This window comes from Ornithinimicrobium carbonis, assembly GCF_050703245.1.
Taxonomy (GTDB): Bacteria; Actinomycetota; Actinomycetes; order Actinomycetales; family Dermatophilaceae; genus Ornithinicoccus.
The window spans coordinates 889078-903551 of record NZ_CP192647.1 but is presented as its reverse complement, the minus strand read 5'-3'; the positions used below and the strand labels follow the sequence as shown (position 1 = coordinate 903551).

General features: G+C 74.7%; 12 protein-coding genes and 1 pseudogene. 6 read left to right on the top strand and 7 right to left on the bottom strand.

Annotated elements, in window-relative coordinates:
* Positions 1 to 39: 39 nt before the first annotated feature.
* Together ACQ95T_RS04680 and ACQ95T_RS04675 are read right to left on the bottom strand one after the other, a co-directional pair.
* Entirely contained in the window at positions 40 to 687 is a 648-nt protein-coding gene (locus ACQ95T_RS04680; protein ID WP_431473586.1) for a 4-alpha-glucanotransferase, read from the bottom strand.
* Positions 688 to 754: 67 nt separating this feature from the next.
* Positions 755 to 1912: pseudogene (locus ACQ95T_RS04675) on the bottom strand (4-alpha-glucanotransferase); the annotation flags it as partial.
* A gap of 580 nt (positions 1913 to 2492) precedes the next feature.
* Between ACQ95T_RS04675 and ACQ95T_RS04670 the strand changes: the two are divergent.
* From ACQ95T_RS04670 to ACQ95T_RS04655, 4 genes are all read left to right on the top strand, one after another.
* The gene (locus tag ACQ95T_RS04670; protein WP_425939754.1) at positions 2493 to 3386 is read left to right on the top strand and encodes a mechanosensitive ion channel family protein; all 894 of its coding nucleotides are present in this window, start codon (positions 2493 to 2495) and stop codon (positions 3384 to 3386) included.
* 66 nt (positions 3387 to 3452) lie between these two features.
* Entirely contained in the window at positions 3453 to 5858 is a 2406-nt protein-coding gene (locus ACQ95T_RS04665) for a hypothetical protein (protein ID WP_425939752.1), read from the top strand.
* A 34-nt stretch (positions 5859 to 5892) separates the two neighbouring features.
* Positions 5893 to 6354, top strand: coding sequence for a globin (locus tag ACQ95T_RS04660; RefSeq protein ID WP_425939751.1), 462 nt, complete (start codon positions 5893 to 5895; stop codon positions 6352 to 6354).
* Between the two features lie 151 nt (positions 6355 to 6505).
* A complete protein-coding gene (locus tag ACQ95T_RS04655) occupies positions 6506 to 8209 on the top strand; it encodes a glycoside hydrolase family 13 protein (protein WP_425940041.1) in 1704 nt (567 codons plus the stop codon).
* Between the two features lie 22 nt (positions 8210 to 8231).
* Here ACQ95T_RS04655 and ACQ95T_RS04650 read toward each other — a convergent pair whose 3' ends face one another.
* Positions 8232 to 9575 carry a hemolysin family protein gene (locus ACQ95T_RS04650; RefSeq protein ID WP_425939750.1) on the bottom strand — a complete coding sequence of 448 codons (1344 nt, stop codon included), beginning with the start codon at positions 9573 to 9575 and terminating at the stop codon, positions 8232 to 8234.
* Positions 9576 to 9596: 21 nt separating this feature from the next.
* A complete protein-coding gene (locus ACQ95T_RS04645) occupies positions 9597 to 10886 on the bottom strand; it encodes an MFS transporter (protein WP_425939748.1) in 1290 nt (429 codons plus the stop codon).
* A gap of 57 nt (positions 10887 to 10943) precedes the next feature.
* Here ACQ95T_RS04645 and ACQ95T_RS04640 point away from each other — a divergent pair, with 57 nt between their 5' ends.
* Complete coding sequence (locus ACQ95T_RS04640) at positions 10944 to 11609, top strand: helix-turn-helix domain-containing protein (protein WP_425939746.1); 666 nt, start codon at positions 10944 to 10946, stop codon at positions 11607 to 11609.
* Positions 11610 to 11640: 31 nt separating this feature from the next.
* Here the strand turns inward: ACQ95T_RS04640 and ACQ95T_RS04635 are convergent, their stop codons facing one another.
* The 3 genes from ACQ95T_RS04635 to ACQ95T_RS04625 are packed head-to-tail and all read right to left on the bottom strand — an operon-like array spanning position 11641 to position 13546.
* Positions 11641 to 12297: a hypothetical protein gene (locus tag ACQ95T_RS04635; protein WP_431473585.1), complete on the bottom strand. Its 657-nt coding sequence runs from the start codon at positions 12295 to 12297 to the stop codon at positions 11641 to 11643.
* Positions 12294 to 12800 carry an acyl-CoA thioesterase gene (locus ACQ95T_RS04630; RefSeq protein ID WP_425939742.1) on the bottom strand — a complete coding sequence of 169 codons (507 nt, stop codon included), beginning with the start codon at positions 12798 to 12800 and terminating at the stop codon, positions 12294 to 12296. Before ACQ95T_RS04630 ends, ACQ95T_RS04635 begins: the two co-directional genes overlap by 4 nt.
* Positions 12797 to 13546 carry a FadR/GntR family transcriptional regulator gene (locus ACQ95T_RS04625; protein WP_425939740.1) on the bottom strand — a complete coding sequence of 250 codons (750 nt, stop codon included), beginning with the start codon at positions 13544 to 13546 and terminating at the stop codon, positions 12797 to 12799. The genes ACQ95T_RS04630 and ACQ95T_RS04625 overlap by 4 nt, the downstream gene beginning before the upstream one ends.
* Before the next feature lie 92 nt (positions 13547 to 13638).
* On the opposite strand from ACQ95T_RS04625, the gene ACQ95T_RS04620 reads away from it, so the two are divergent.
* Positions 13639 to 14394, top strand: a complete 756-nt coding sequence (locus tag ACQ95T_RS04620) for a (Fe-S)-binding protein (protein WP_425939738.1) — start codon at positions 13639 to 13641, stop codon at positions 14392 to 14394.
* Positions 14395 to 14474 lie beyond the last annotated feature (80 nt).

Genomic DNA, 14474 nt, shown 5'->3' with positions numbered 1-14474 from the left:
ACGACCCTCGTCCCAGTGCCGCTGGTCGACCGTGCGGGCTCAGTGCCGCTGGTCGACCGTGCGGGCCAGCCGACGCGCCGAGCGCCAGGTGAACAGCTCCTCCAGCCTGACCGCGTGGCCCTCCGGCCCGGCGAGCGGGACCCGCCAGTTGGGGTACTCCTCGTCGGTGCCGGGCTGGTTGATGACGCGCTTGTCCCCCGCGAGGTCGCTGACGCTCACCCCGACCAGCTTGGCCGGAGTGCGCGTCAGGAAGGCGTGGAGCGCCTCGACCTGCTCGGGCACGCCTGCACCCTCGCGCAGCAGCCCGCGCCGCCGCAGGTCCGCGAGCACCTCGTCCCGGGAGGTGGCGTCGGCGGCCTGCTCCTCCTCCAGGGACCGGTCCAGCAGGCCCAGCCGGTGCCGCAGCTCGACGTGCACCCCCTCCAGGTACCCGGCGGTCGGGGGCAGGTCGTGCGTGGTGACCGTGGCCAGGCACAGCTCCCGCCACTCCTCGGGGTCGAGCAGGCCGCCGTCGCCCTCCCAGTCCCGCTCGAACCACAGGATGGAGGTGCCCATGACGCCACGCTCGCGCAGGTAGTCGCGCACCCAGGGCTGGACCGTGCCCAGGTCCTCGCCGATGACGACGGCGCCGGCGCGGTGGGCCTCGAGCAGCAGGATCCCGATCGTGGCCTCGTGGTCGTAGCTCACGTACGTGCCCCTCGAACGGCTTGCGCCCCTGCGGGATCCACCACAGCCGGAACAGCCCGATGACGTGGTCGACCCGCAGCCCGCCGCTGTCCCGCAGCGCCGCGCGCACCATGTCGCGGTAGGGGGCGTAGCCCAGCTCGGCGAGCTTGTCGGGACGCCACGGCGGCTGGCTCCAGTCCTGGCCGATCTGGTTGTACTGGTCGGCGGGGGCCCCGACGGTGACGCCCCGCGCCAGGGCGTCACCCAGCCCCCAGGCGTCCGCCCCGTCGGGGTGGACGCCCACGGCGAGGTCGGAGACCAGCCCGAGGGACATCCCGGTGTCGACGAGGTCGCGCTGCACCCGGGCGAGCTGGTCGTCGAGGATCCACTGCAGCCAGCAGTGGAACTCCACCTCCTCGGCGTTCTTCTCGCGGAAGGCCTCCACCGCGGCGCCGCGGGGATCCTGCAGCTCCTCGGGCCAGCTGCGCCACCAGGTGCCGTGCACCTGGGACAGGGCGCACCAGGTGGCGTAGTCGACCAGCCCCTGGCCCTCGCGCTCGACGAAGGCGTTGAAGGCCCGGGCCCGGCGCAGGGACCGGCGCTGCTTGAAGATCATCCGCAGGGCGGCCTCCTTGGCCATCCACACCGCGTCGCGCTCGATGAGGTCCAGGTCGAGGTAGCGACGGGCGTCGTCGGCGTGCCACTCCACGAGCTGGCGTTCGGCGGCGGAGAGGTAGGCGACCTCGGGGACGTCCTCGACCCGGATGTAGAGAGGGTTGACGAAGCGGCGGCTCGTCGGCAGGTAGGGCGAGGGCTCGATCGGCGGGACCGGCTCGGCCGCGTGGAGGGGGTTGACCAGGACGAAGTCCGCACCGAGTCCGGCGGCCCACGCACCGGCGTCACCGAGGTCGGCGAGGTCGCCGATCCCCCAGGACTCGTCCGAGCGCATGGCGTAGAGCTGGGTCATCAGGCCCCAGGTCTGCGAGCCCTCCTCCGCCAGCGACTCCGGCAGCTCCAGCCGGGCAGGGGTGACGACGAGGGGCATCCGGCGCACGCTGCGGCCCGCGGCGACCTCCACCGTGTGCCAGCCCAGCGGCAGGTCCTCCCCCAGGTCGAGGGCGGCACGGACGACGGTCGTGCCGTCGAGCTCGCGGGTCGCCGGGTCGGTCTCCTCCAGGACGCCGACCTCGTGGACCCCGCCGTCCTCCAGGACGATCCGCGCCTCGAAGCGGATCCCCCGGGCCACGTGCACCGGGACGTGGGGCCGGCGGCCCCGGACGGCGACGACCACCGGGGGCAGCACTCGGGTCCAGGGGCGGCGCTCGACCTCGGCGAGGGCCGCCTCGACGTCGGCGTCGCCGTCGACGTGGACGCCCAGCGCCCCGAGGGCGGCGGTGACGGTCTCGACGGACACCTGCACGTGCCGTCCCTGCCAGTCCCAGAACTCGGTCGCCACGCCGTAGGCCTCGGCGAGCGCGGACAGACGGGGGGACAGCTCGGTCACGAGGACGACCTTTCGACGAACGCGGCGTGATGCGCACGCCTCGGGGCGCCCGGGTCCCCGGGCGCGGCGTGCGGGACACAGTTTGTCAGGCCGGGGGGCGTGCACCGAAACGGTCGGCGGGCGCACCCCCGGTGCGGGCGGGGAAACGCCGCTGCCGGCGGGGAGAACGCCCACTGCCGGCGGGGAGAACGCCCGCTGCCGGCGGGGAGAACGCCGGCACCGGCGGGCCGAACCTCTTTAATGGGGGCATGCGGACGACTGCGGCCACACGGACCACCCCGGGCGGGCGACCCCCGGTCCCGGCGCCGACGGCGGGCGACCGGTGACCTGGCCCGGGTGGGCCGAGGTCGGCACCTGGCTGCTGGGGGCGCCGTTGCGGATCGTCGGCGTGCTCGTGGCCGCGGTCGTGCTGCGCTGGATCGTGCACCGGGCCATCCGCTCCCTGGTCGACTCCGCCGTCGCGCGGGCGGACGACCACGAGCGCAGCAGCATCGAGCGTCTGGTCGGCGGCCCGGCCCCGGCCGACCGCGGCGAACGCCGTCGTCAGCGCGCCCTGACGATGGGGTCCCTGCTGCGCAGCGCCTCGACGTTCGTCATCGCCACGATCGCCGTGCTCACGGTCATGGCCGACCTGGGCCTCCCGCTCGCCCCCCTGCTGACCTCGGCCGGCATCGGCGGCGTCGCCCTGGGCTTCGGCGCCCAGTCGCTCGTCAAGGACTTCCTCTCGGGCGTCTTCATGATCATCGAGGACCAGTACGGCGTCGGCGACGTCGTGGACACAGGGGAGGCGGTGGGCACCGTGGAGGAGGTCACCCTGCGGGTGACCCGGCTGCGCGACGCCAGCGGGGTCGTCTGGTTCATCCGCAACGGGGAGATCGTGCGGATCGGCAACAAGAGCCAGGGCTGGGCCGTGGCCACGATCGACGTCCCGGTCGCCTACGACGAGGACCCGCACCGGGTCACCGAGCTGCTGCGCCGGGTCGTGGAGGAGACCGCCGCCGACCCGGCGTGGATCGACCGGCTGCTGGAGACCCCGGCGGTCGCCGGGGTGGAGTCGGTCTCCGGGGGGACGATGACCCTGCGGATCTTCGCCAAGACACGTCCCGGCGAACAGTTCGCCATCCCCCGGGAGATCCTCGAGCGGGCCAAGCGCGCCTTCGACGAGGCCGGGGTGCGCGGTCCGACCATCTCCCCGTGGGGCGGCCCGCAGGCCTGACCCGACGGCGCGCGTCGTCCGGGTGCGGCCCCTGTACGGGCTCTCCCCCGGGTGGGACGATGAGGAATGGCCGGGAACGCCCGGACGGCGGTGCTCGAGGAGGCTGTCCGCCGCCACGCCCCGTCCCTGCGTCGCAGGGCGGTGATGCTCACCGGGGACCCTGCGGCCGCCGACCAGCTGGTGGTCCAGGCCTTCCGACGTCTGTCGCCCCGGGTGCGCGGGCCCGTGCGGACGCCGGGCCTGCTCGGTCCGCCCGAGGCGCTGACGACCGAGCTGGTCCGGGTCTACCTGCGCCGGTCCCCGCGACAGGGTGACCGCGTCGATGCCCTCGGGACCACGACCGACGCCGGTGACGCCCTGACGTCCGCGTCACCGCGGCAGCGCGCGGCCGCGGTGCTCACCCTCGTGGAGGGCTGGACGCCGCGACGCGCCGGGCGGGCGCTGCGCACCCACACGGCACGTGTGGTCCGGCTCGTACCCAGGACCGACGGGCTGGGCGCTGCGCTCCGGTCGGTCGCGGACCAGCACGAACGCCCCGCGGACGAGGTGGTCGCCGCGGTCGTCGCCTCGTTGGCCCACGGGGACACCGGCATCCGGGAACCGACCCGGACCGCCAGCACCACCACCCGCGGCAGACCCGGAGGCAGGCGTGCCGTCGTCGTCGCGACCGTGGCCGCGGTCAGCGTCGGCGGCGCGGTGGTGTCGCTCGGCGGTCGGGACGAGGCGCCCGACGACCTCGGCGGCGGATCCGGACCTGTGGCGTCCGGCGCGTGGAGCAGCACCGACCTGACCCTGCGCGGATGGGTCCTCGACGCCGAGGGCGACCCGCCGTCCAGCCTGGAGGGTCTGCGCCTGATCGGGTCCACCCCGGTCGACTACGCACGGACCACCCGTCCCCTCTCCATCGACACCCGACCCCGGTCGGGCAGCGCCGTCTTCGCCGTCCTCTGGTGCGACCTCCCCGTGCTCGATCCCCGGCTCGCCGTGCCCGTGGCCCACCTGAGCACCTCCGGCGTCACCGCCACCGTGAGGTGCGCGGGGCGGGACGGCGACCCGGCGGTCCAGCGGCCGGTCCCCCTCCCGCCCCCGGGAGACGACACGGAGCACCTCTTCGAGCTGAGGTGGACCGGTGACCTGCCGGCACGCGGCACGGCCGTCCTCGCCACCTACACCGAGACCGCCCACCGACGCCCCCGCACGCAGGAGCCGGTCTCCGACCCGCCACCACCGATGGCCCGGGGCGCGCTCGTGCTGGACGACAGCAACGGGGTCGCCGGCTCTGCGCAGGGGCCACCGTGGTCCTCCGGGACCGGTTCGTCCCGGTCCTACCGGGTGCGCGTGGCCGCGGACACGCGCCTGGGCGCGTGGCTCGGGCAGAGCGGCGTCATCGGTCTCGCCGTGGACGGGATCGAGGTCACCGACGACGGTGACCGGTGGCACGAGCAGGACCACGAGCTGCGGGACGGGGGCTGGATGGTGCACGCGGCGGGGAGCCGGCGTGAGTTCGCCCTGCCCGACGCGGTCCGCCCCGCCGCGGGACAGGAGCGCGACGTCACGCTGCAGGTCTCGCCCCAGGGGGTCGACCCGGGCCGGTGGCAGGTCCAGGTCACCGAGGCCGAGGTGGTGCACGTCGACAGCACGCCCGTGCCCGTCGGCCCGACGGACGCCCCCGAGCACCTGGCCGGGCATCGCGTCGCGGCCGCGTGGCAGGTCCCCGCCGACGGCCTTCCCCACCAGCTCCAGGTGCCCACGCCGCTGTCACCGCGGACCGTCTTCCTCGCGGTCCTGCCGGCACCGCCCGCCGGCAGCGACCGGGCGTGGCAGGAGGTGGCCGGCGTCGTCACCACCGAGCTCGGTCCCGCTCCCCTGCCGGCCGCCACCGACGCCGCGGGTGCCACGTCCTGGGCCCAGGGCCCGACGAGCAGGCTGACGGGTCGGGTTCCGAGGACCGGACGGACGGAGTCCGCCCTGCGGGAGGTCCGGGTCTCCGTGCTGGCACCGGCGGCCTCGGACAGCACCGCCACGGTCCTCGCGTACGAGCCCGTCCCCTACGAGCAGTTCGACTTCGACTCGGCGCCGATGCTGCCCACGTCCGTCCCCGCCGACCGGTCCGGCGAGCCGGACGCGTCCGTGCGGGCGGGTGAGGTCCTGGGGCGCTGGGACCGCGCCGACCTGGAGGACGGCCGCCTGGTCCTGGAGGACGGCCGCCTGGTCCTGGAGGACCTGCCCGAGGGTGCCTCCGTCGTGCTGACGACGGCCGGCCGCGGGCGGGTGCGCGTCCTCGACGGCGGACACCCCGTCTGGTGGCTGCCGGACGGGTGGTGGAGCTCCTGGACGAGCAGGGCGGTCGTGACCGAGCTGCTGCTGTCGGACCCGCACGACCTGGCGCGCACCGACGTGGTCACGCTGGCCGTCCAGGGCTACGTGGAGCGCTTCGAGGTGGAGCTGCGCTCCCCCGCGAGGGCGGGATGACGGGACCCCCGGGCCCGCCTGAGACACTGGGCGGGTGAGCCAGCAGCACCAGACCGCCCCCGCCGACCGTCTCGTTCCCCAGGAGACCTTCTACGACCGGGTCGGTGGCCACGACACCTTCCGTCGTCTCGTCGCCGAGTTCTACCGTGGCGTCGCGCACGACCCGCCGCTGCGGGACCTCTACCCCGAGGAGGACCTGGGCCCGGCCGAGGACCGGCTGCGGATGTTCCTCGAGCAGTACTGGGGCGGGCCGACCACCTACTCCGAGCGCCGGGGACACCCCCGCCTGCGGATGCGGCACGTGCACTTCGCCGTCACGCCGGCCCAGCGGGACCGCTGGCTGCGCCACATGAACGCCGCGATCGACACGATCACCGACCGCCTCTCCCCCCTCGACGAGCAGCAGATGCGCGGCTACATGGCCCACGCCGCGCAGGCGATGGTGAACTCCCTCCAGGAGGAGGAGCCCGGCACCCCCGGGAGCGCGCAGGAGTAGGAGCGCCCTGCTCCAGCACCTACGCTGGTGGCCCGTGACCGCCGACCTGCCCTCCTCCTCCGGCCCCCACGTCCCCGCGCACGACCTGCCCGTCCCGCCGCCCTCCCCCCGCGCCGCGCAGGCCCGGGCGGGCGGCCCGGAGGACCCGCACCTGCCCATCCCCCACTCGGCCCCCTGGTGGCGGCACGCGGTGATCTACCAGGTCTACCCGCGCAGCTTCGCCGACTCCGACGGGGACGGGGTGGGCGACCTGCCCGGCATCACCTCCCGGCTGCCCCACCTCGCCGGGCTCGGCGTGGACGCGGTCTGGCTCAGCCCCTTCTACGTCTCCCCGATGGCCGACGCCGGGTACGACGTCGCCGACTACCGCGACGTCGACCCCCTGTTCGGGACCCTGGCCGACGCCGACGCGCTGCTGGCACGGGCGCACGAGCTCGGCCTGCGGGTGATCGTCGACCTCGTGCCGAACCACACGAGCGACGAGCACGTGTGGTTCCAGGAGGCGCTGGTCGCCGGACCCGGATCGCCGGAGCGGGCCCGCTACGTCTTCCGGGAGGGAGGCGGACCGGACGGTGCCGAGCCTCCGAACAACTGGAAGTCCGTCTTCGGCGGGCTGGCGTGGACCCGGGTGCAGGAGGCGGACGGGACGCCCGGGCAGTGGTACCTGCACCTGTTCGACGACAAGCAGCCCGACCTGGACTGGCGCAACCCCGAGGTCGTGGAGGAGTTCCACGACGTGCTGCGCTTCTGGCTGGACCGGGGCGTCGACGGATTCCGGGTGGACGTGGCCCACTCCCTCGTCAAGGCCGAGGGCCTGCCGGACTGGACCGTGCGCACCGGGATGCTCGGCGACCTCGATGAGGAGCCGCCGGCCACCACCGACCCCCGGACCAAGGAGCTGGGCCCGATGTGGGACCAGGAGGAGGTCCACGAGATCTACCGCGGGTGGCGGCGGGTGCTGGAGGAGTACAACCCCTCCGGCGACCCAGACCAGGACCGGATCCTGTGCGCCGAGGCCTGGTTGCCCAGCCAGGAGCGCACCATGCGCTACGTGCGGCCCGACGAGATGCACCAGGCGTTCAACTTCCAGTTCCTGGAGATGTCCTGGCGCGCCGAGGACGTCCGTGAGGTCGTGGACACCTCGTTGCGCGCCGCCGACGAGGTGGGTGCCCCGACGACCTGGGTGCTGTCCAACCACGACGTCGTGCGGCACGCCTCGAGGATGGGTCTGCCGGTGGGTTCGCCCCGCCCCAACGGGATCGGGACCGCCTCCGAGCAGCCCAACCCGGTGCTCGGCCTGCGCCGGGCGCGGGCCGCGACCACGCTGATGATGGCCCTGCCCGGGTCGGCCTACGTCTACAACGGCGAGGAGCTGGGCCTGCCCGACCACACCGCGCTGCCGGACCGGCTCCGTCAGGACCCTGCCTTCCACCGCACGGCGGGCGTCGAGCTGGGCCGGGACGGTTGCCGGGTCCCGCTGCCGTGGGTGGCCGAGGAGCCCTCCTACGGCTTCGGCCCGGGTTCGCGCAGCTGGCTCCCCCAGCCGCTCCTCTACGGGCCGCTGGCCGTGGACCGGCAGGAGGGGGTCTCCTCGTCCACGCTGGAGCTGTACCGCACGCTCCTGCGGCTGCGTCGCCAGCACGACCTCGGCGTCGGCGGGCTGCACTGGGAGTCCGGCTGGGGACCGGACGTGCTGGCCTTCCGCAACGCGCGGGAGGACGGCCGGCCGGTCACCGTCGTGGCCAACCTCGGTGAGGACCTGTTGGAGCTGCCGGCGGACCTGGAGGTCCTGGTCGCCAGCGGTCGGCTCGAGGACGGCCGGCTCCCCCAGGACACGACGGTCTGGCTGGCCTGAGGCGGGCCCGTTCCCGAGCCGGTCAGCGGTCCCCCGACCCGGCGGCGGCCCCGCCGGGTCCGCCCCCGTCCTCCTCCCCGGAGGTGCGCTCCACCTCCACCTCGCGGATCCGCATACCCTCCATCCGCGTCACCCGCAGCAGGAGCGGGCCCGTGCCGACCTCGTCCCCCACCTCGGCCACCCGGCCCAGCAGGGCCAGGACGAGGCCGGCGACGGTCTCGTAGCCGCCCCGCGGCAGCTGCACGTGGAGCGCGGTCTCCAGCTCCTCGACGATGAGCCCCCCGGAGACTCGGACGGTCCCGTCCGCGCGCACGAGGGAGTCCTCGGGGTCGGGCTCGGTGTCGTACTCGTCGTAGATCTCCCCGACCAGCTCCTCGACGAGGTCCTCGACCGTGACGATCCCCTCGGTCCCGCCGTGCTCGTCCACGACCAGCGCCAGGTGCTGCTGGGTCTCCTGCAGCAGGTGCAGGCTGGCCAGCACCGGCTTGCTGACCGGCAGCGCGGTGATCTCCCGGACGAGGTCGCCCACCTGCACCCCCGCGCGCCGGTCGTCGTCGATGGTGAGCAGGTCGCGGATGTGCACGAAGCCGAGCACGTCGTCGGCCGACTCCCCCGTCACCGGGAACCGGCTGTGGCTGGAGAGCCGGACCAGGTCCTCCACCTGCTCGACCGACCGGTCGGCGCGCAGGAACTCCACGTCGGGACGCGGCCGCAGCACGTCCCCCAGCGTGCGCTCACCGGCCCGGAAGACGTCCCGCAGGATCTGCCGGCTGTAGGGCCGCAGGTCCCGGTTGTCCTCGACCACGCGGCGCAGCTCCTCGATGGACATCTGCTCGTTGGTCGCCTCCGGGTTCCCGCCGAGCAGCCGCACCACGAGGTTGGTCGAGACCGACAGCAGCCAGATCACCGGCCGCAGGAGGGTGGCGAAGACGCCGAGCGGAGGGGCGAGCACGCGGGTGAACCCCGCCGAGCGCTGCATCGCCAGCCGCTTGGGGACCAGCTCGCCGAGCACCAGCGACAGGTAGGCGATGACCAGCGTCATGAGGACCAGGGACAGGGGATCCGCGAGCGCCTCGGCCAGCCCCAGCCGCTGCAGCTGGACCGACACCGTCGGTGAGATGGTGGCGCCGCCGAACGCCGAGGAGAAGAACCCGGCCACGGTGACGCCCACCTGGACGGCCGAGAGGAAGGTGTTGGGGTCGCGCACCAGCAGGGCGGTGCGCCGACCGCGCTCCCCCGAGCGCTCGATGTCGTCGACCTGGGAGGGGCGCAGGGACACGATCGCCATCTCGGTGGCCGCGAACACCCCGCCGATGAGCACGAAGAGCAGCACGAGCAGCACGTTGGTGAGCAGGGCGGTGTCCATGACCCGAGGGTATGGCGTGGGTCAGGGGCGCAGGGTCGGCGCGGCGTCGTCGGCGAGGGCGTCGAGCTCGCGCGGGAGGGTGCGCATGCCCAGGAGCGGGGAGAGCAGCACCGGCAGGGCGGCCAGGACGGCGAGGCCGGAGAAGATCCAGAGGGTGGGCACCACGCCGAGCTCACGTCCCAGGAGCCCGCCGAGGAGGGCACCGACCGGCATCGGCCCCCAGACGAGGAAGCGGATGGAGGCGTTCATCCGCCCCAGCAGGGGCCGCGGGCACAGCCGCTGCCGGAAGCTGACCTGGGCGATGTTGTAGACCACGACCGCCCATGAGACGAGGAAGCCGCCGACGAGGAGGGTGGGCACGGCGGGCAGGACGCTGGCCAGGGGGGTGGTGAGCATGGCCAGGCCGCTGACCACCGCGGCCACCGGGATCGCGCGGCCCTCCCCCACGAGCCGGCCGAAGCGTCCCGAGCTGACCGCCCCCAGCAGGCCACCGACCGCGCCCACCGACAGCACCAGCCCCAGGGTGGTCTCGGCCAGTCCGAGGGTGCGGACCGCGTAGAGGACGAAGAGCCCGAAGACGGCCGAAGAGGCGAGGTTGGACAGCCCTGTGCAGGCCACGATGCGGCGCAGCAGCGGGTGGGCCAGGACGAAGGCCATCCCCTCCCGCACCTCGGTGACGAGCGGACGCCGGGCGGCCGGGTCGGCGCTCTCCTCCCGGTGGCGGATGCGGCTGACGAAGAGCGAGGAGAGCGCCATGCACACCGCGGTGACGGCGATCGTCAGCGGGGAGCCGACGAGCCGGACGAGGGCGGCGGCCGCGGCCGGCCCGACGACGCCGGCGGTCTGCTGGCTGGCCTGCAGCTTGCCGTTGCCCTCGGCGATCTGCTCGCCCCCGACGATCTCGGGCAGGTAGGACTGGTTGGCCACGTCGAAGAAGACGGTGGTGCAGCCCACGGCGAAGGCCACCACGTACAGCTGCTCCATCGTGAGCACGCCGGCCAGCCAGGCGACCGGCAGGGTGAGCAGCAGCGCGGCCCGCAGCAGGTCGCCCAGCACGAGGACGACCTTCTTGCGCCACCGGTCCACCCAGGCGCCGGCGGGCAGGCTGATGAGCAGGAAGGCCAGCGACTCCAGGGCCGCGAGCAGCCCCATCTGGAAGGCGTCCGCGCCCAGGAGCTGGACCGCCATGAGAGGCATCGCGAAGCCGACGAACTGGGCGCCGAACACCGAGACGGTGTCCCCCATCCACAGCTGGCGGAAGTCGTGGTGGTGCCACAGGCTGCGCTGCGGGACGCCCGCGGAGGTGCTCACCGGACGATGGTGCGCCAGTGATTGAGGTTTGTCAATCACTCGTGCGACACTGCCGGTATGGCGTCGCCCTCCTCCTCCGCGGACCGTGCACCCGACCCTGCCGGGCCGGGGCGGACCGCCGCGCGCCGCGACGCCACCGAGGCGGAGGCGCGGGCGCTGGCGTCCACGGTCCGGCTGCGGATCCTGCGGATCACGCTGGACGAGCCGCTGTCCAACCGGGAGATCGCCGAGGCCCTCGACCTGAACCCGGCGACGGCGCTGCACCACGTCCGCACCCTGGTCGACACCGGCTTCCTCGAGGCGCTCCCCGTCCGCCGGGGGCGGCGCGGGGCGCGCGAGATCCCCTACCGCGCGACGGGCCGCTCCTGGCACGTGCGCACCCCCGTCGGCACCTCCCCGCTCCTGGAGACCTTCCTGGCCGAGGTCCGGGCCGTGCCGGAGGACGAGCACGACCTCACCCGGCTGGGCCTGCGGCTGCCGCCGGAGGAGCTGGAGGAGTTCCGCGCCCGCCTGCACGGGCTGCTCCAGGAGTTCCACGACCGCCCGCGGGACCCCGCCGCCCGGCCGTGGTCCCTGTTCGTCGCCCTCCACCCCGAGCCCGGACGGTCGGGCGGCCCGCCCGCGGCGGCCGCACCGGGCCCGTCCCCGTCGGCTGCACCGGACCCCCCGTCCGCGGCGGCCGCACCAGGCCCGTCCCCTGCGCCGTCCCCCGGGCAGGGATGACGGTCACCGGGTCGACCGGCCACCGCCGCTCTCAGCGGCAGAGGACGTGCCCGGCCGGCACGCTGACGCGGGTCCACGGTCCGCTGCGGTGCACGGTCGCCTCGTCGTCGCGGTCCCGGGCGAAGCCCAGCGACAGGACGGCCAGCCCCGCACCGGCAGGCACGCCGGAGGTCAGCTCACGGCTCCACACCCGCGCCCTCAGGGCGGCCACCGCGGCGGAGCCGGCTCCCTCGGGCGTGCCCCGGGCCACCTCGGCCACCCCGGCCCGCGCGGCGACCAGCAGGTCGGCGACCGGGATGCGGCCCACCGGCTCCCAGCCCGCCCGCGGCGGGGTCAGTGCGGTCCACGGCGGGGACACGGTCGTCGGCGGGACGGTGAGCTCGGTCCCGGCGTCACCGGTGGCCGAGCGGCGGGCGAAGCGGTCGGTGAGCCCGCGCAGCGGCACCGCCACGTCCAGGTCGTGCCCGTCGGCCAGCGGCATCGTGCGCAGACCCAGGACCGTGCCCGCCCGGGTCAGCCCCTGTCCGGGGAGCACGCAGACCCAGGCGGCGAGCACGTCCCCCCGGGCTGCAGCCGCACCGCGCCCTCCGTCCAGGGTCAGCGCCCGCCCGGCGTAGGTGGCCAGGTCGGCGACGGTCTCGCCGTCGGCGAAGCGCAGGACGGCGCTCTCTCCTCCGGAGGCGCTCACGCGCGCCGCCCCCGCCGGCGGTCGCCGCGCAGGACCGGGGCGTCCCCGGCGACCTGCGCGAGCGCGGCCCGCTCCGGTTCGCCGAGCCGACGGGGACGCTGCCCCGCCAGGTCGTAGGCGACCAGCGTGACCCGGCCCCGCGCGTAGACGGTGTCGTCCCCGTCGGGGCCACCCACGGCATACCCCAGCTCGAAGGAGGCGGCGCCCACGTCGCTGCACCAGACCGCGACCCGGGCCGGCGCGTAGGCGTAGCCCATCGGCAGCAGGTGGTCGATGGCCTGGGTGACGACCAGCATCCCCTCGTCGATGAGGTCGCGGTCGGCCCCGAACCAGTCCTTGAACGCCAGCACCCGGGCCTCCTCGAAGAGGCGGAGGTACTGCACGTTGTTGATGTGACCGTAGGCGTCCATGTCCGACCACCGGACGGGGACGGGGTAGACCCGGGCCGCCGGCGGGACTTCGGGCAGGGGGACGGTGGAGGCGGGCTCGGATCCGGGACTCATGGGGCCATTGTGGCCGCCGGCCCCTGCAACCGGCGCCACGCGGTCCGCACGTGCGCCTCGACCAGCTCCTCGGCCGCGGCCGGGTCGCCGGAGGCGACCGCGTCGTAGATGGCCTCGTGCTCGCGCATGAGGTCTGCGACCAGGTCGACGTAGGGCCTCTCCTCCAGCCGGCTGAACAGCTCCATGAGGGGTCGGCGCAGCGCCTCGCGGATGGCCTCGGTCGTGTCGGCCGCCAGCCCGTTGCCCGCGGCGCGGGCGAGCGCGACGTGGAAGGCGGTGTCGCCGTCGTTGAACCCCTCCCGGTCGGTGGCGGTGCGCATCTCCTCCAGGTGGGTGCGCAGGCGCTCCAGGTCCCCGGCCGTGGCGTGGGTGGCCGCCAGGCGGGCGCTGAGCCGCTCCAGGGCCGTCCGGACCTCGACGACCTCGTCCAGCGGGAAGTGCGCCAGCGCCACGTGCAGCCGCAGCAGCCGGGTCAACGCGCCGGAGGGCAGCGCGCTGACCCGGGTGCCGCCGGCGCGACCGGCGCCCACCGACGGCGTCAGCACCCCCTGCGCCTCCAGGCTGCGCACGGCCTCCCGCACGACGCTGCGGCTCACCCCCAGCCGGGCCGACAGCTCGCGCTCCGCGGGCACCTGGTCCCCGACGTGGAGGCGTCCGTCGAGGATGCGCTCCTCGACCCAGGCGACGACCGTCTCGTAGGCACGGGGCGCGACGGGAGGATCCGGGACCCCTGCCTGACCGTCCACCGTCACCTCCCTGGGCGCGAAGCCTTGACGACCCGGGAGTCTAGCCATAGCCTCGGTCCCATCCAATGGTCGGACCATTCTTGGGAGACTCGATGACGAGCCAGGGCCCCACCGTGGCGATCTTCGCCACCTGCTTCAACGACACCATGTGGCCCGAGGCCCCTCGGGCCACCGTCACGCTGCTGGAGCGCCTGGGCTGCACGGTGGTCTTCCCGCGCGAGCAGACCTGCTGCGGGCAGATGTTCACCAACACCGGGTACGCCGACGAGGCGGTCCCGCTCGTGCGCAAGTTCGTGGACGTCTTCGAGCGGTACGACCACGTGGTCGCCCCCTCCGGCTCGTGCGTCGGGTCGGTCCGCGACCAGCACGAGATGCTGGCCCGCCGCGCCGGCGACACCGGTCTGGCCACGGCCGTCGGGACGCTGGCGCCGCGGGTGCTGGAGCTGTCCGAGTTCGTCGTGGACGTGCTGGGGCGCACCGACGTCGGGGCCTACTTCCCCCACCGGGTGACCTACCACCCCACCTGCCACTCGCTGCGGATGCTGCACGTGGGCGAACGGCCCCTGCGGCTGCTGCGCGAGGTGCGCGGGATCGACCTGGTCGACCTGCCGGCGGCCACCGAGTGCTGCGGCTTCGGCGGCACGTTCGCGGTAAAGAACGCCGACACCTCGATCGCGATGGGGTCGGACAAGGCCCGGCACGTCCGGGAGACCGGGGCCGAGGTCGTCGTGGCCGGGGACAACTCCTGCCTGTCCCACATCGGCGGCATCCTGCAGCGTCAGCGCTCCGGGGTGCGCACCCTGCACCTGGCCCAGATCCTGGCCTCGACCGAGGAGGACCCGGCATGAGCACCGACCACGCCGAGCACGGCCCGGTCCCGACGGGCGACGTCGGGGACGGCCCCACGGCATACCCCGACGGCTCCGGC